A 17,272-nucleotide genomic window follows, 5' to 3' on the forward strand; every position below is an offset into this window, starting at 1 on the left:
AGATCATATCCTGCGGCGGACTCAAAGCACGAAAACCCGAAGGTTTTCACTCTTCGGGTTTTCTATGCCGTTTGTCTGCAGGATTTATTTTTCACTAAGGCTTAATCCCATGATTCCTGCCTGAACCTCATTTATCCTGTCATTGGCAATGATTGCTTTTCCTTTAATCCCCTCCAGACTTTGGATCATTTCTCCATCCGGCACATTAGGGTACGCTCCATTCTTATACTTTAATACAGAATACTGAGTCTTGCTTTCACTATAATATGGAATGATTAAATTATGGTAACCATTGTCCAGCTCATCGCTGATTATGACGGGTTCGTTTACTAATGTAAACTCCTGAACAATGTGCAGCTTTCCACCGTTTTCAGACAGCAGCAATGCACTGCTTCCACCGGAGCCACTGGTGTAAGGCCCTGCGACCATAACAAATATTTCATCTTTCCCGTCATCATTTAAATCAAAGTAATTATAAAAGTAATGTGTTGTTTCGTAATATTCCTCCGGTACCTCCATGTCTTCAATGATCAGATCCCTCAATTCTTTAAACGGTTTAGTCTCTGCTTTCATACCTGATATGCCTTCCGGTAATTTCACCATCGGGATTTCATCAGTTCCGGCCTTTACATTATCGGCAACCTTCGGCACATCGGCAACCGATGTTTCCTCTAAATCATCTGGTTCCGCTGATCCTTTTTGGACTGCTTCCTCTGTTACTTTGGCAGCTTTATCATTCCGCTGCAGGTCTGATGCTTTATTCCCGCAAGCACTCACTGACAGCGTTACAGCAATTGCAAGGCTTCCCAATAGTAATATCCTGTAATTTTTGTTTTTCATTTTTAAATCCTCCATTTGTTTTTTAAGTTCCACTGTATTTTCACAAATAGATGTAACAAACTTGTATTATTCCTGAGGTTCTTTTAAATATTTTTCCCACTGCATGTTCAAAACATCATCCTCTTTTCCTACAGGCTGGATAGACAGGACTTTACCGCTTTCTTCCTCCAATGTAATCTGATATTTAATATCCTTTATTGTCAGAAAACCTTTCCAAATAAGCATAGAACTTGACGGTGTTTCCGGGTCAATCAGCAGGTAAGGGGTTATATCAATCTCATTTAATATGGGACCGTATATGCTGACCTCCAGAACAGGGATCTTGCTCAGTTCTCGAAAACATTGCCTGCGCGCTTCATATAAACTATACCTGTCCCCTGTCTTGAGTTCAATATGCCTTAGGTTTACATCACCGTCAGATAATAATGCCCTTTTTTCCTCTGTGGTTAAGGCATTACGATTCATCCTGTCCAATTGAAAAACGTTCATATCCATTTCTTTTATCTCACGGAACAGCCTTTGGTCCTGATATTGAAAATAAAAATGCGGAAGAATCAGGATTCCAAAAGCCAAGGCAGATATCTTGGTAAAATATATTACATAGTCAAATATCATGTTCATCCACAATTCCTTTCCATGTCAGTGTTACCGTAGTTCCTTTACCAGGCTCGCTTTCAAACAGCATTTCTCCATTATGAATGTTCATAATGTTAGAACAAATTGCTAATCCCAGGCCAGCTCCCCCTTCCGCCCTGGAACGGGATTTATCCACCCGGTAAAATGCCTCCCTGATTTTAGAAATTTCCTCTTTCGCCATTCCCATCCCATTATCTGTTATTGAAATCCATACATGACTGTTATTACATCCGGATTTTATGGAAATCTCCCCATTCATTCCTGCTGCTTTTCCCCCATTGTCTAATACATTTAATAATACATTTTTCATAAGCTCCATATCCGCTTTTATGGGAAAATCCATAGAAGATTTTTTTACAGTAATATTCTTTTTGTCAAAGACTGGTCTCATTGCTTCCAGTGCATCCTCCAGCAATTTCTGCACCGTACTGACGGTATTATTGGGCACTGCATTCTTTTCTATCAACAGCTGCATCATCCTGTTTGATAGCGTCTCCAGTCTCTTTCCTTCTGAAATAATATAGTTAACCGCATATAGGAAATCCTGCTCATCCATTTTGCTTCTCTTTATTAAATCAGCATATCCTATCATGGCAGTAAGAGGTGTTTTTATTTCATGGGCAAGGCTTCCCGCTAATTCTTCCTGCTTTTTTGCCGTGTCCTTCAGCAATCGGATCTTTTCTTCTAACTGTTCCGCCATGCTGTTAAAATCAGATGCCAATATGCCGACTTCATCTCTTTCCTTATATTCCACCCTCTCTGTATAATCCCCTGACCTGATCTTTTTCACTGCAAAAATCAATTTGTGAATTGGCTTAGTCAGTTTAATAACATTGGCAGCATTAATCAAAGCGCTTATGGCTCCAACGGCAATTATGGTTATTACAAATATTCTTTGCTGCTCCGCTTTCTCCATAAAAATCTGTGTTAAGTCCTTATTGACCTCTATTATAACAGGCTTTTCCAGCAGCTTTGTCAGAACTGACATCTGCAAAAAATATCCCTTCTCGTTCTTTTCTACACCATATACAATCCTGTAAAGAGATAATTCCCTTCCCTTTTTATCCAAAAACTCTGCATCATGATTCTGAAAAAGCACCTTTCCGCTTTCATCACTTATTCTATAAGATTCACCCCGCCAATTGTCTTCCAAAATATCAATTGCAGCTTCAATGCTTTTTATTGGCTCCTTATACAGCGTACTGCTGTCATTTGCCAGCACCGTTACCAATTCCCTATGAATATTTTCTATATTTTCTTTTTCCCGCTCAACTTCCAGCAAATATGCTTTATGAAATGTTGTGGACAGAAATACAACTCCTTCTAAAGTTAAAGAAAATAAAACGACCAAAAATGTATTTGAGAATATCTTCCAGGAAAGCTTCATTTATTCCTCCAAACGGTAACCAACTTTAAATACAGATACCAGTTGATCATATAAATCTAATTTTTTGCGCAGTCTTTGTATATGCATGTCCACCGTCCTGCTGTCTCCGGTATATTCCCCTTCCCATACCTTCTCATATATTTGCTCTCTAAATAATGCCAGATTTTTATTTTGAATAAATAACACCAATAATTTAAACTCTTTTTCTGTAAGCGTAATCTCCCTTTCCGCCTTAGTAACTCTGTGAGATGAAACATTCACTGAAATATTTTTATAAGATAAGATTTCATCCATTTTATAATACCGCCTGAGTACGTTTTCAATTCGGACCTGCAATTCTTCAATCTGAAAGGGCTTTGTCAGGTAATCATCCGCCCCCAGCTTAAAGCCCTTTACTTTATCCTGTACACTTCCTTTTGCCGTCAAAAAAATTACCGGTATTTCCATGGGGCGAATAAATTCCATTAATTCGAATCCATTTGCTTTTGGCAGCATTACATCTAAAAGAATCAACGAATATCGTTTTTCCAAAATTTTATTTGCTGCTTCTTCCCCGTCAAATGCCTGTTCACATTCATATCCTATAGTCTTTAAGCTCAGCCTGATAAAATCAGATATGGGCTTTTCATCTTCGATAATTAAAATATTATGCATTTCTATTTCTTTTCCCTCCGTTTTCCCTTTTATCACTTTGCAATAATCTTCACCTTATTATTCCATATTGTTCAACTTACTATATAAGAAATCATATAAATGTATCAATTTTGTAAAAAGCAGTAATGAACCGAACCAACTATTGATACGTGATTTATCAGATACAACATGAAAAAGACTCCACATTTTCATGCGAAGTCCTGTTTTAAACAATTGAACTCTCTTATAAATCTGTGTTGTACAAGACTTGAATTATATAATTAAAACTTCATTTCCCATTTCCAAATTTCATTTTCAGCTTCTGTTAAAAATCCCAATAAAACTGTTGGGCACCTCCAGCCATCCCCTTGCATAATGGATATTTTTTCATGCCCCTGTTGGCTAACTCATAAGTCAATGCTCTTGCAATCCCCTTACGCCTGCACCATAGCTGCGAAGTATCAGCTCCTCAATCTGGTCAAAATATTCATCAGAATAATATGAAAATTTATATGTCATATTAATTTTCCATCCGGATCATTTTTTTACGAGACAAGCCATTCCTTTGCCTTCTCCATATCATCGATACAGGCCATCATAAATGAAATATCTGCTTTTCTCTTTTTAACATGGCCCTTCATTTTTAAATTCAGTCCCACAAAAACCACTTTGCTCAGCGGCCTCTTTAACATAACAAACCTGTCAACGATCAGGTCCAGAATTTCTCTGTCAACATCTGATTCATCAAGAACAACTATGATAAAGGAACTTGCAGACGGTCTGCTGATCTGTATTAAATCTCCTTCAAACTTCTGTTTTAACAATTCCTTTTCCCCATGGAGGGAATCCAAATGTTCACACCATATTTCTCCCCCATTAAAAAACAAGGAAAAAGACTTTTTCTTTAAACCAAGTTCATACTTCTCCATTGAACTATCCCCATCAGATTTTTCGTTCCATACAGATTGAATCCGGCATATCCACATACTGCCCATAATTTGGAATCATTTTATACCCTGCCTTTTTGTACAGACAACAGGCAGCCTCTAAGGGCTTTCCGGTCTCCAGAATGCACCAGCCATATCCTTTGATTTTTGCCTTTGCTTCTAATCTCCGAACCAATTCTGCACCCAGCCCCATCTTCCGATGGGATGGTTCCACATATATTCTTTTTAATTCTGCATGATCCTCATCATACATTTTAAAGGAGCCGCATGCAACCGGCTTTTCTTTCTGATAAGCCACAATCACGTCATGAATGCTGTCTCTTTGATTATACTGTTCATACTGACTTCTCTGAAATTTCCCGCCAACAATTTCATCAAGAGCACTGTCCAGCCTGCTGCAAAGCAATGCAAAATCCTGATCTTCTCCATCCGTATCTTTAAACTCCAATTCAGACAGATTTAGCAAGTCCGCTTTTGCTTTTTTACTGAATTTATGAATAACAGCATCATATGCTTCATCAATCATCTGAAAAAGCATTTCCATATCAGAGAACTCATCCAGATTAACTGTATTCCAATATGGCTGCTGAACAGGAGGACAGTGATATCCCCGGATCACAATCCCCGGATAAAGCTGCCGATAAAGATTTGCTTTATCCGGCTCACATTTTAATGTGATCTTATAAAACCCTGCTTCCGGATTAAGCTGCGCAAATATCTTTCCCATGACCTTATAGCAGATTGGATACTCTCCAAATGGCCTTGCCTCATATGCGCCAGGATGCTTTATACAGTATTCTTCTATTGCCCGGATTATTTTTTTATTATTCTCCATGTTTTATCTCCTAAGATGCATTGGAATTCACTTTTTAAAGCAATGATGTCAGTCGTTAATTGCCTCAATGCCCAGTCGCTTAAGCGTATCAAGGTGATCCCTCATTTTCTTAAGCTCCTCCGGGGAATGTCCTTCCCAGTCCAGGACTTCGTCCACTACCTTCAATGGATATTGGGTTCGGTAGGAACGGGTTGGGTTCCCCGGAAACTTTTTATCCGTGAGATTGGGGTCATCCTCAAAGGGTCCTGTGGGCTCCACACAATAGATCCTGCCGGGCCTATCACCCACCGCAAGTTCAGCTCCCCACTTAGCCGCATCCATTGTTCCGGTCAGATACACGTAGTTAGCTTGCTTCCCCTTGCCATAGTTGGAGCCGTGCCCAGGTTCCAGCAAATCCCCCTTCTTCAGCTCAGCTTTTGTTCCGTGGTAAAATGGCCCAGAGTCAAGGGATCTGCTTTTCTGTAATTTAGCAGATAATTTTGTCAGCTCTTCTTTATTCATTTTGATCAAATCTTCTTTATGAATCATACTAACCCCTCCTTACAGAGTCTTAACGAATCCAGTCTTTTTGCCCGCACAAATGCTTCCTGCAAAAATTCCTCTGCTGATAAATGCTTATAATCCCAATTCATGGCCTCTATTGCAGTTGCACCTGAATACTTCTTTTCAGCAATCTTTCTCATGGCTGCAGGCCAATTAATGGGTCCGTCAAAGGGTAACTGGTGTTGGCCATAAGCCCCGCCAATATCATGTAAATGCAGTGCCATCAACCGGGAACCGTACATGGATAATAAATCATGGCCCGGATAATAGCGGTGGTGATGTCCGCAGTCATAACAGAATCCGATCCGCGGGGAGTCCACCTGATCCAGCACATATGCCAAATTGACAAGGTTCCGTAAGTTTTCAAACGCAACATTGACGCCAAGCTGCTCCGCTTTTTCAGTGATTCTCTTGATTCTGTCCAGACCCAAGGTGTTATATGGCTTGTCTTCGCCTGGCAGGTGTACCACCATTGTGGGAATCTCAAATTCGGCGCAGTCTGAAACGCATTGCAAATAGCAATCAGTTAAAGCAACACCATCCAGATTGTCAAGCCAGAGATCGTCTTGGTTTTCCACCGGCGTGTGGATATTTTCTATTAAAAGACCTGCCTCACGTGTAATTTGCGGCGCGTTGCGGTAATAATTCCGGCCAAAGCCTTCACTCCACCATAATAAAACGCCGTCAAATCCGACCTTTTTTATTAGCTGATATCGTTCCTTTATGGGCAATTCATAGCCAAACCAATCATAAATCGCAATCATAATCCGCCGCCTTTCTTGATTTTTCCATCATAGCTTTTATATAATTCATAGGTTTTCCCCCAACAAAATTCAATAAATAATATACTTGTATACAGCGGAATATCGGGAATAAGTGTTGATAATCCCATATCATTGGTCCCAAATCCCAAGGTTATTCTCCCCGGCTTCCCATGATTGCAATAAAATCCTGAAACAAATAACAGGTCTGAATATTCTACTGCTAATAATTATATATCAAATAGTTCTTATTTACCAGAATCCCATTACAAAAACTGCATATTTCATCAATGCAGTATTCATTTTATTATTTCGCTGAAATAAAAACAGCCTCCTGACATGGCTGGATACAAAAGCCATGTCAGGAGGCCAACTTTATTTATTATTTATCAGAATCTTTTACTTTTTAGTTTTCCTGCATGATTCCAGCTGCAGAAAAATAATAGGTTACTCCGTTAATGATCTCTGTTCCGGTGACAGCAAGCCCATTTTTGTAGTACAGATACTGACCGGAATCATTTTTCGCCCAGCCCTCTGCAGTTTTAGGATCTATAACCAGCTTAATATACCGCTCCAGAATAACAGCCGCCTGAGCACGGGTAATGTTGCCTTTTGGCTGAAAACTGCCGTCTCTTTCTCCCATCATAACACCTGCCTTCTGCATGGCTGTTACCGCAGCTTTCCCTTCGCTTCCTATGCTTTCATAATCCGTAAAGCTGTATTGGGAGCGAGTGACCGGCAGAGAAAAACCGGTGACTCTGGCATAATTCTGCATTACTGAAGCCATTTCCTCACGGGTCACTGCAGCGTCCTGTGCAAATAAATCAGCACCGGTTCCCTGGATGATTCCATTCCGGTATGCCCATTCCACATAAGGTGCCTGCTCATTGCCTGCCAAATCAGAAAAGCTGCTGCCCGTATAACTGCTTACATCAGCCTCTGCCAGCTTTCCCAGAGCCGCTGCCAGCGTTCCTCTGGTCAGAACGGCCTCCGGTGCAAATCCGGAAACGGAGACGCCCGGCAAAAGTCCGCGGCCAGTTATATAATCAATGGATTCCCCGGCCCAATGTGCTTGTGTATCTGCAAATGCCGGGGCAGAAGCCATGTATCCCACACCATAGATGGAAAAATGATCTGTCAGGAAGAGAATCTGCCTGCTGTTTCCGTCATATACCGAATTTGCAATCCGGCTGATCCTTCCGCTGTCATCCACATATACTCCGTACAAACGTCCTGAGTCCTCATTGCTTTCTGGTGTGTACGGAATCCCCATGACAGCAGCTCCCTCTTTCAGGTCTGTAACAGTCAGGGGTTCTCCATCCTTTACGGAACGAATGGTGATGTCATAGCAGCTGCGGACACCGCTTATATCAACCGGTTCTGCTGAGATGGTGATGTCATTGCCGCTTTGTCTGCAGATTTCCTCCACCGCCTTCTTATTAAGGCCCATGGTCACAAGAGTCCCATTGAAATCAAGGCTCTGTATATTTGCATTCACAAGACGTTCCAGTGCGTTTCTTGAAAACGCGACAACCAGGGATCTGGCCTCCTTTGGAAGGACAATATTGATTGCTATGGAAATTCCATTTGCCGTTTTCCCCTGCACTCTGGCATCGGATTGTGCCCTGGCGATTGCCTCTGCAATAGTTTGATCGGAAACAGAGACACTGGCAGAACCATTCTCTCCAACATTTACCGTCACAGCAATATCTGCTTTGACAGGCCGGTCTGCCAAATTGGCGGAGGATTTTGTTTCTGTGCCGGCAGAAGAGCTCTCGCTTGAAGAATCATGACTGGTGGCGCCGCCGTCTGATGGGTCACCGCCTGAATTATCCCCACCGGTTGAACCTCCACCTGATGATCCTCCATCCGATGATCCTCCGTCCGATGATCCTCCATCCGGCGAACCTCCATCCGATGATCCTCCGTCTGTAGAACCTGACACTCTGTCCTTGAATACTACCCCGTCATCATTTGCGGAATACTGAAAATCACGGAGAGTAATTTCAGAAGGAATCCCAGAACCCAGTTCTACTAACAGACTGCCCGCTTTTTTTATTATTTCTGCATCAGCTTTATTTGCATTCAAAGTCTCTGCAAATTCCGGACGTTTTAAATCGGACAAGCTCTTTCCTTCTAAATCCACGACTATCCCTTTGCCGTAGTTGGTACCGGAAACAACAGTGCCGACCCCTTTGGCCGGAAGGATTTCCAGAGAACCGCTTATCTGTTTTGCTTCGCTGTTATAATAAGCCCGTTCTACGTATCCAATTCCTGAAACTCTTCCTGAAAAGCCTCCGATATCTACGGTTGTATTCGCTGAAACCAGCTCAACGCTGGCATAATTATTGATCGTTATGCCGGCGTTCATGCCTGAAATTCCACCGATCTGAATCCTGGCTCCATTTCCCTTGCCCTTGATGCTGCCCAAGGCATAGTTGTTAATGATCAAAGCCCTGTTAGGAAGCGCACTTATGCCTCCCGCATAAGCATAGCCATCCCTGCTTTCACAGTTAATCTCAGCCTTTGTATAGCTGTTTGCTATGGTTCCTCTGTTAATGGCCCCGATCAGGCCTCCGCTGTCATTTTGCTTTGCAGCATAGCTGTTAATGGTTCCTTCTGCATAACAAAAATCAACGTACCCGCCGTCACCTGCATTTTCAATATAATATCCAGACAGCAATCCGGAATAGGCGATGGAATCGCCCAGATACTTTTGGTAAATCGATGCATTTTCGATTCCAAGATTTTTAATCCTGGCTGCTTCCAGATTTGCGAAAAGGCCAACCGACTTGCAGTACATTTCCGGATTTTCCGGAGAACCGATGGTCATATGGCTTATTACCTTGTTGTTTCCATCAAAGGTTCCCCGGAAACCATACACTCCTGATCCCCCTGCAGGAATCCATTCAATTCCGTCCAGAGAAATATGATTCCCAAGCTTCACGTACTTCCCATCATAATGCTCGTCTTCATTTAAAGAACCGGCGAACGCCACCAACTGCTCAGGAGTGTTTATGAGATATGGATTCTCCTTTGTGCCGTTTCCTGCCCCAAAGATGGTGTCTGAAACATATCCGTATCCGGAAATATCCCGTATGGCGGCCTTCTGTGCCGCAACTGCGATCGCACTTTTCAAAGCTTTCCCAAGTTCACTGTCACTGCCTGACTGGGAATAATTCTGAGCCGATATTACGGAGGCTATGATTTCAGGAGAAATGGAATCCAGCTGGCTTCCCTCGCTGTGCTTCGTTACATGGATCTCTGAAATACGGGCTTCCGCTACCGTCATGTTCACATAAATATATTCTCCGCCCGGCCCTTTTGCTCTACCATAATAAGTGCCGTCAGCCACGTCAAGGGCATCCGGTTCAAATACCGGAGTCATATCTTCATAGGTCGTGATTACCGTTTCTCCTACAGGCATAACAACGTCATTTTCCAGCTGCCATTCTTTCAGCTTCATGAATTCAGGAAGACCCATGGCATTCTGATTTCCCACATTGGAGCTTTCTCCGTTTACAAGATCCAGAGGAAAGGCATGGAAATTGCTGTTTAAAAGATCGGCAAACGCCTGACTCTTCATAAATGACAGTTCTTTTGCCTCAATTCCCACATGATAAGTACCATCATAAGGTTCGCCTTCGTCATTTACCCCTGCGCTCACCATAAAACCAACGCTGATCACCGGATTGTTGATGGTTCCGTTGCTATTCTGGACCGCGTCTGCGTTATAATAAGAGATAAACTGTCTTGCAATGCCTGTTGCCCAGCCTGAAAAGGATCCCACATAAGTAGAAAAAGAAGCCGCATTCATATCGCCGGAAGCATAACAATTTGCTACTTTACCTGCGTTTACACCAATGAAGGAAGAAACCGCCGGCATCCCTTCGTTGCCATCTTCTCTGCTGGCTTTTCCTCCTGTATTGCCCAAGGCAAAACAGTTTGCAACAACACTTCTGTTTGTCATACCTATAAATGCCCCGGATTCCGCAAGACCGCCGATTGCCGTACAGAAAACTTCCGCATCCGACCATGAATTAATGATTCCGCCTTTAATAGTCTGGCTTACCAGGCCGCCTGCCCAGGCATTTGCTTTGCTGTGAGTTGTTTCGCTGGAAACATACCCCTGGGCATAGCAGCTGTCAACATACGCTCTGTCTGTAACACCCGCAAGAAGTCCTGCATAAATACTTGTACTTCTCTTGACAGAAATTACGGAATCTTCTATGCCTAAGTTCTTAATGACCGCATTTTCACCTATAACGCCAAAAAATCCATAATAGGTCGTCATTTTGCTGAGATTCTGACTGTCTCCGGACTCCTCTTCATAAGGAGCTTCCTGGGTCCCTATGCGTATTCCTGTAATCTTGTTCCCCTTTCCGTCAAAAGTTCCTCTGAAATCATAGTGTCCAAGTCCGATGGGAAGCCAGGTTTCACTGGAAACATCAACATCTTCCTCAAGAGCTATATAAATACCGGAATAAGTGACATCATCGGATAAGGACTTTGCAAACGCCCTGAGCTGTTCTTCCGTCTTAAGAACATATGGGTCTTCCTCTGTTCCGCTGCCGCTTTCAAATATGCCCGTATCAATGGTGTCATCCACAAAGGCTTCCCCAGAGAGAATGACTCCGCCAGTATAATCCCAAGCATAAAGAATATCAAGAGCATCAAGCGCATGTTCAAGATCTCCCATGTTCTGATTTCCTGCTTCTGAAATCCTTGCAATCCCCCCTGCTCTTTGTGATCTTGTTAAGCCGCGGTTTAATGTGTCTGCAAAATCCTGACTATTGAATTCCGAATCCCATAAGCTCACCACATTTTCAGCCACATATTTGTTAATCGCGCTGGATGCTGTCATAAATGCATTGGCAATGCTGTTATTGAAATAACCATTCACAATTGCAGTATTGTTTGTGGCCATACAGCTTATTCCGCCAGCCAAAGCCTTGCTTTGTTCTGCGCTTTCCGCTGTGACATCACAATTGCTGAAAACATTGTACGCCGTACCGGACTGGGTACCGAATACACCTCCTGCACCGCATATGGTGCCGGCATCTGTTTTAGCAGAAACGCTTCCAACGGATGCCCCATTTATCAGAATGCATTTGTTTACGGACATTCCGATCACGCCTCCAGCATAAGCACTGCTGCTTCCTGAAAATGCAGCAACCGTCACGTCTGCATAAACATTGGATACCACGGATTCCTGTCCCAATCTCCCTGCAATTCCGCCGGCATAACTGATGCCTGTGGAATTACTGGCCTCAATGGTTCCATATACCTGGCAATTATCAATAATGACCCCAATCTCCGCGCTTCCTGCTATGGCTCCTGCTTCAGTGGCTCCAGCTTCACGGGAAATATTTACATCTTCCAGCTTCACGTCAGAAACCTTCGCCCCTGCTGCCAGATAACCAAAAAGACCGGCATATTTCACGTTGTTTTCCTGTATGCTCAATCCGGTGATTGTGTGGCCTTTTCCGTTAAAGAATCCTGCAAAAGGCTCTTCTTTTGTTCCGGCAGGAGTCCATTCTCCGCTTAATTCCAGGTCATCGGAAAGCTCTATATACTTTCCCTGGTAGTCATTGCCCTCATTTATTTTCTGGGCAAACCGTTCAAGCTGCACGCTTTCTGCGATGATATAGGGATCCCCTTTACTGCCGTTTCCATCTTCAAACACCTGGCTGCCGCCTGTTACAGCTTTTGATAAAGCATCATTTACCGCTTCTATGATTCCATCACTGCTGTATGTTGCGGAACTAATGGCGTCTACATCGGTAGAATTGGCATTTATTATCTCCTCAAAAAGCACCTTTGCCATTTCCCATTTACTTAATGTCTCATTTTGGGAGATTTCCTGTATCTCCGTAATTTGATTGTCAGCAATCGTGATCTTTAAAGTAATGGTACTTTTATACCCTGCTCCGCTTCCGGTATAGGTGCCATCCTCATAGTCTCCCATCAGTTCTATGTTTCTTACTTCAATAGAAAACGGTCCTGCATTCTCAACCGGCGCTTCGGTTTCTTCTATGCTCTCGTTTTCCGGTTTTTCCCCTTCTTCTTTTGTCTCGCCGGATGGCTCCTGGGATTCTTCCGTATCTTCTTCTGTCTCCTCAACCGCTTCCCCGGATCCTTCTGTCTCATCTATGCTTTCTTCCGTCTCCTCTGGCTCTGCTTCTGTTTCTCCAGGCTCTGCTTCCGTTTCCTCTGGCTCTGCTTCCGTCTCCCCTGGCTCTGCTTCCGTCTCCCCAGGCTCTGCCTCCGTTTCTCCAGGCTCTGCCTCCGTTTCTCCCAGGTTCTCATCTGTCTCTTCCGAAGGTTCTTCTATGGTCTCTTCTTCCGTTTCCTGCGCCGCCTCATCCGATTCAGCCGTTTCATCTATTACGGTTTCTCCTTCACCGGCATTGTCCTCTGAAATCACCTCCTCTTCCCAACTGGCTTCCGGCGCAGCTTCCAATGATTCTTCTGATAAAACATCTTCAGAAAAAGAAACATTGCTGTTTAAATTCCCGGTAATTCCGCTTCCGTCTGCATAAGCAGGCATAACGCAGGAGCTTACCATAATGAAAACCAGCGCTGTGCTCAATCTCCTTTTAAGCCTTTTCTTACCCCAAGAAAATTTCAATCCATTATCCTCCTTGTAATTGAATTTGTATGCAAACCTAACACTTTAGTTAGGGAAAACTAACCAAATTTTACCATTTCCAAAATTTCATGTCAATTTGGCTAATGAGAGTTTCTTATCATTAAATCGCTTATTGATAAATTTATAACGAAAAGGGAGTCTGAAACTGACTTTTTCTAGAATCATAACAATCCTTGAAAAAATCCATTTCAGACTCCCATCTCATCATCAGATTAAATTTTCATCTGCAAAAATAAATTAAAAATATTATATCAGAACTTAACCGCACATTTCCTGTCAGGCAATATCATTACCATTGCTTTCAATTACCTTTTTATACCAATAAAAGGACTTTTTCTTCCTCCGCTGCAGCGTCCCGCTTCCGTCGTCTGCCCTGTCCACATAGATAAAACCGTATCGTTTACTCATCTCTCCTGTAGAAGCAGATACAATGTCAATGCAGCTCCAGACCGTATACCCCAATAACTCCACTCCATCCTCCATAGCTTCTTTCATTGCCTGAATATGACTTCTTAAATAATCAATACGGTAATCATCCTGTATGCTTCCATCCTGCCTGATTTCGTCTTTTGCACCCAAACCATTTTCAACAATAAACAAAGGCTTCTGATAACGGTCATACAGCTGGTTCATGGTAATTCTAAGTCCCAGAGGGTCAATCCCCCAGCCCCACTGGCTTGCTTGCAAATAAGGATTTTTCACAGAACGGATAATATTGCCCTCATTCGAGGCCTTATCGTTCATATCCGCAGCCACGCAGCGGCTGGAATAATAGCTGAAAGAAACAAAATCCACCGTATTTCTTAAAATCTCCAAATCTCCCTCTTCCATAATAAGGCTGACTCCCTTATCATAAAAAAGTTTCCTGGTATAAGATGGATAAGCTCCCCTCACCTGGACATCAATGAAAAATAAATTTTCCTGCTCTTTTTTCACAGATTCCCAAACATCCTCAGGATTACAGGAATAAGGATAAAAACTGCCTCCTGCAAGCATACAGCCCACCTGATTCTCCGGATCCCATTCATGTGCCAGCTTAGTGGCCAAAGCGCTGGCCACCAAAATATGATGAGCAGACTGGTAGGTAACCTGGGCTTTATTTTCCCCTTCCTGAAATGCAATTCCTGCACCGGAAAAGGGGCTGTGCAAAATAATGTTAATCTCATTAAAAGTCAGCCAATATTTTACTAATCCTGAAAATTCCTTAAAACAGACATTTGCATAGCGCAGGAAAAAATCTAAAACCTTTCTGTTTCTCCAGGAACCGTACTTTTCCACCAGTCCCATGGGGATATCAAAATGGCACAAGGTCACCAAAGGTTCCATACCATATTTTTTACACTCCAAAAACATATTGCGGTAAAAATCAATTCCAGCCTGGTTGGGCTTTTCCTCGTCTCCGTCAGGGAAAAGCCTTGACCACGAAATGGAAGTACGGAATACTTTAAAGCCCATTTCTGACATTAAAGCAATATCTTCTTTATAATAGTGATAAAAGTCAATTCCCTCATGGCTGGGGTAATATTCCCCTTTCTGCAATTCAGGGCGGGGAACATTTCCTGTCTTTACCTTCAGCCTTCCCACTCCATGAGGAATCATGTCAATGTTGCCTGGTCCCCGGCCTCCTTCGCGAAAGGCGCCTTCCGCCTGATTGGCGGCAATGGCCCCTCCCCAAAGAAAGTTCTCAGGAAATTTAAAATCGCTCAAATTATTCCTCCTCTTCCGGAAGATCCTCAAAACCGATTACCAAAGTCAATACAAAGGACAATACAATTGATAAAATCGTAATACCTACAATCCATGCAATACTGGTTCCCGGATGCTCCGGATCAATAAACTGAACTCCTGTTAAAACACTGGGGGAAACCATGGAACGGCTGGCAAGTCCCCCGATTCCTGCTAAACAGCCGCAGACAAACCCGGTAATCAAAGAAGCGATCAACGGACGCTTTAAACGGACTGCTACACCGTAAAGCGCCGGTTCCGTAGTCCCTGCAATCAGGGCGGAAGAAGCAGCCGCAAGGGCAGTCTGGCGAAGCTCTCTGTTCTTGGTTTTTAAAGCTACGGCTAAGGATACTCCGCCCAGAGAAAGGTTTGCACCAATTTCAGAGGGCATAACCGTTCCTTCCATTCCTGTATCAGAGATCGTCTGCAAAATTGTTGGAGTAAACACCCTGTGCATACCTGTGATAACCAGTAAAGGCCAAATTGCGCCCATAATACCTACTGCCAGGAATCCAAGCTTTGCCTGTACAAAGAATACGAATTTAGAAATTGAAGTACCGATTAAAATTCCGGCAGGTCCAATGATTAAAATTGCAATAGGAGCCGCAATTAATAAAATCAGCATAGGCTTTAAGAAGTTTTTCGTCACTGCCGGTGTAATTCTGTCAACGCCACGTTCAATATAAGATAAAATCCAGGTCATGCAGATTGCCGGAATTACTGTATAAGTATATTTTACGGATGCTATGGGGACCCCCAGAAAATGGGCCGCCGTTTCTCCCACAGTTACCGCCTCCATCAAACCGCGGAAATCCGGATGAATTAATGTTCCCGCAATGGCAATGGAAAGAAACATATTGGTTTTAAACTTTTTAGAAGCAGACGCAGCTACCATCACAGGCAGAAAATAAAAGGCCCCGTCACCAATGGAATTGATGATCTTGTAAGTGTCGCTGTCTGCAGGCAATATATTTGCCATGGCCAGCAGCATAACCAGCAATTTCACCATGGAACCACCGATAATTGCCGGAATCAACGGGGACATGGTTCCAACAATAGCATCTAAAATGTTATTTCCGATTTTCTTCAGAGTCAAAGGCTCTTTCTTTTCTCCCCTTGCAACTTTACTTTCTTCTCCAAAGTCTCCTAATTTTAAAACCTCCTGGTAAGCAGTCCCAACATGGTTCCCAATAATAACCTGAAACTGCCCCCCTTGCTTTACCACTCCCATAACACCGTCAATGGCTTTGACTGCCCCTTCATTTGCCTTGCTTTCATCCTTTAAGACAAATCTCAAACGGGTCATACAGTGGGTAAGACTGGAAATATTATCAACTCCCCCAATATTTTCCACAATCGCTTTTGATACAACCGCATAATCTCTTGCCATTTCTTCATTCCTCTCTTATCAATTGATGAATACACATAGTTTTTTGCTGATTGTGATTATACTGTTTATCAGATCTATTGTCATCAGTTCTAAGGCGTAAAAAAACAAGTGACAACGTTTCTCACTTGTTTTTTTCACGTAACAGTATGTTTTTTAATATGCAAATTTCCTAATTTAAAGTATTGTCCGATCCTTCGGAAGTATACCGGTACAGCTTTTTCCCCAGCCGTTCCACAATGCTCATGGCAGGCATTTGAGTAGTAATGTCGTAAACCTTTAACCGCATATAAGTCACATAGTAAGCTATATTGTAGTCCGATAATTTCGCCACAGTGCAGTTTTCAGTATTGGTCACACTGAAGATCTGACAATTTTGTTCCTTAAAACGGATCACATGTCCAATGGTATCGTTAGACTCCCCTGAAACCGAAAATACAATGACCAGGGCATTTTCAAAAAACTTGCTTTCTGTGGGATAATGGGGTTCATCGATATAAAGGCAGAACTTACCCATGCTGGAAAAATACCTTGCCCCATATTTCGCCACAATTCCGGACATGCCGCTGCCCACAAAGATCACATGATTGGCGCGGACAATAACTTCCGTCATCATATCCAGCTTTTTCTCAAATTCTTCCGATGTGGTTTTCTTTAGAAAGTCAATGACTTCCGTCACATCATCCGTTGCATGCAATTCCTTTCCCTTATCAAAATGCTGCTTCAGCCTTATCTTAAACTCTGCATAGCCGTTACAATCCATTTTCTTACAAAAACGCAAAACCGTAGAAGTGGAAACATGGGCTTCCAAAGCCAGTTCCCTGATTCTCATATACTTCACTTTATCATAGTTTTTCGTTACATAATGATATACTTCCATTTCCAGATCATTCAGTGACTTAACCTGCTCCACACGAAACATCCCT

General features: G+C 42.8%; 13 protein-coding genes. All 13 read right to left on the bottom strand.

Annotated elements, in window-relative coordinates; translation table 11 throughout:
- Positions 1 to 84: 84 nt before the first annotated feature.
- A complete protein-coding gene (locus tag K401_RS0107150; protein ID WP_024292316.1) occupies positions 85 to 840 on the bottom strand; it encodes a hypothetical protein in 756 nt (251 codons plus the stop codon).
- 66 nt (positions 841 to 906) lie between these two features.
- Positions 907 to 1,461: a hypothetical protein gene (locus K401_RS0107155; RefSeq protein ID WP_024292317.1), complete on the bottom strand. Its 555-nt coding sequence runs from the start codon at positions 1,459 to 1,461 to the stop codon at positions 907 to 909.
- Entirely contained in the window at positions 1,445 to 2,863 is a 1,419-nt protein-coding gene (locus tag K401_RS0107160) for a sensor histidine kinase (RefSeq protein ID WP_024292318.1), read from the bottom strand. Before K401_RS0107160 ends, K401_RS0107155 begins: the two co-directional genes overlap by 17 nt.
- Positions 2,864 to 3,517 (bottom strand): response regulator transcription factor, encoded by a 654-nt coding sequence (locus K401_RS0107165; protein ID WP_024292319.1) that lies wholly within the window; start codon positions 3,515 to 3,517, stop codon positions 2,864 to 2,866.
- A gap of 524 nt (positions 3,518 to 4,041) precedes the next feature.
- The gene (locus K401_RS0107175; RefSeq protein ID WP_024292320.1) at positions 4,042 to 4,425 is read right to left on the bottom strand and encodes a hypothetical protein; all 384 of its coding nucleotides are present in this window, start codon (positions 4,423 to 4,425) and stop codon (positions 4,042 to 4,044) included.
- A gap of 13 nt (positions 4,426 to 4,438) precedes the next feature.
- Positions 4,439 to 5,278, bottom strand: coding sequence for a GNAT family N-acetyltransferase (locus K401_RS33520; RefSeq protein WP_084492814.1), 840 nt, complete (start codon positions 5,276 to 5,278; stop codon positions 4,439 to 4,441).
- A 48-nt stretch (positions 5,279 to 5,326) separates the two neighbouring features.
- Positions 5,327 to 5,779, bottom strand: coding sequence for an NAD(+)--rifampin ADP-ribosyltransferase (gene arr / locus K401_RS0107190; protein ID WP_051152960.1), 453 nt, complete (start codon positions 5,777 to 5,779; stop codon positions 5,327 to 5,329).
- Between the two features lie 23 nt (positions 5,780 to 5,802).
- The gene (locus tag K401_RS0107195; RefSeq protein WP_024292322.1) at positions 5,803 to 6,585 is read right to left on the bottom strand and encodes a sugar phosphate isomerase/epimerase family protein; all 783 of its coding nucleotides are present in this window, start codon (positions 6,583 to 6,585) and stop codon (positions 5,803 to 5,805) included.
- Positions 6,582 to 6,734: a hypothetical protein gene (locus tag K401_RS32760; RefSeq protein WP_156882218.1), complete on the bottom strand. Its 153-nt coding sequence runs from the start codon at positions 6,732 to 6,734 to the stop codon at positions 6,582 to 6,584. The genes K401_RS0107195 and K401_RS32760 overlap by 4 nt, the downstream gene beginning before the upstream one ends.
- 254 nt (positions 6,735 to 6,988) lie before the next feature.
- Positions 6,989 to 13,213, bottom strand: a complete 6,225-nt coding sequence (locus K401_RS31075) for an S-layer homology domain-containing protein (RefSeq protein WP_024292323.1) — start codon at positions 13,211 to 13,213, stop codon at positions 6,989 to 6,991.
- Between the two features lie 297 nt (positions 13,214 to 13,510).
- Positions 13,511 to 14,941 carry a 6-phospho-beta-glucosidase gene (ascB, locus tag K401_RS0107215; RefSeq protein WP_024292324.1) on the bottom strand — a complete coding sequence of 477 codons (1,431 nt, stop codon included), beginning with the start codon at positions 14,939 to 14,941 and terminating at the stop codon, positions 13,511 to 13,513.
- 1 nt (position 14,942) lies between these two features.
- Positions 14,943 to 16,349: a PTS cellobiose/arbutin/salicin transporter subunit IIBC gene (ascF, locus tag K401_RS0107220; protein ID WP_027352536.1), complete on the bottom strand. Its 1,407-nt coding sequence runs from the start codon at positions 16,347 to 16,349 to the stop codon at positions 14,943 to 14,945.
- Positions 16,350 to 16,518: 169 nt separating this feature from the next.
- Complete coding sequence (locus K401_RS0107225) at positions 16,519 to 17,268, bottom strand: MurR/RpiR family transcriptional regulator (RefSeq protein WP_024292325.1); 750 nt, start codon at positions 17,266 to 17,268, stop codon at positions 16,519 to 16,521.
- Positions 17,269 to 17,272: the final 4 nt, after the last annotated feature.

Source organism: Lacrimispora indolis DSM 755 (genome assembly GCF_000526995.1).
GTDB lineage: Bacteria > Bacillota > Clostridia > Lachnospirales > Lachnospiraceae > Lacrimispora > Lacrimispora indolis.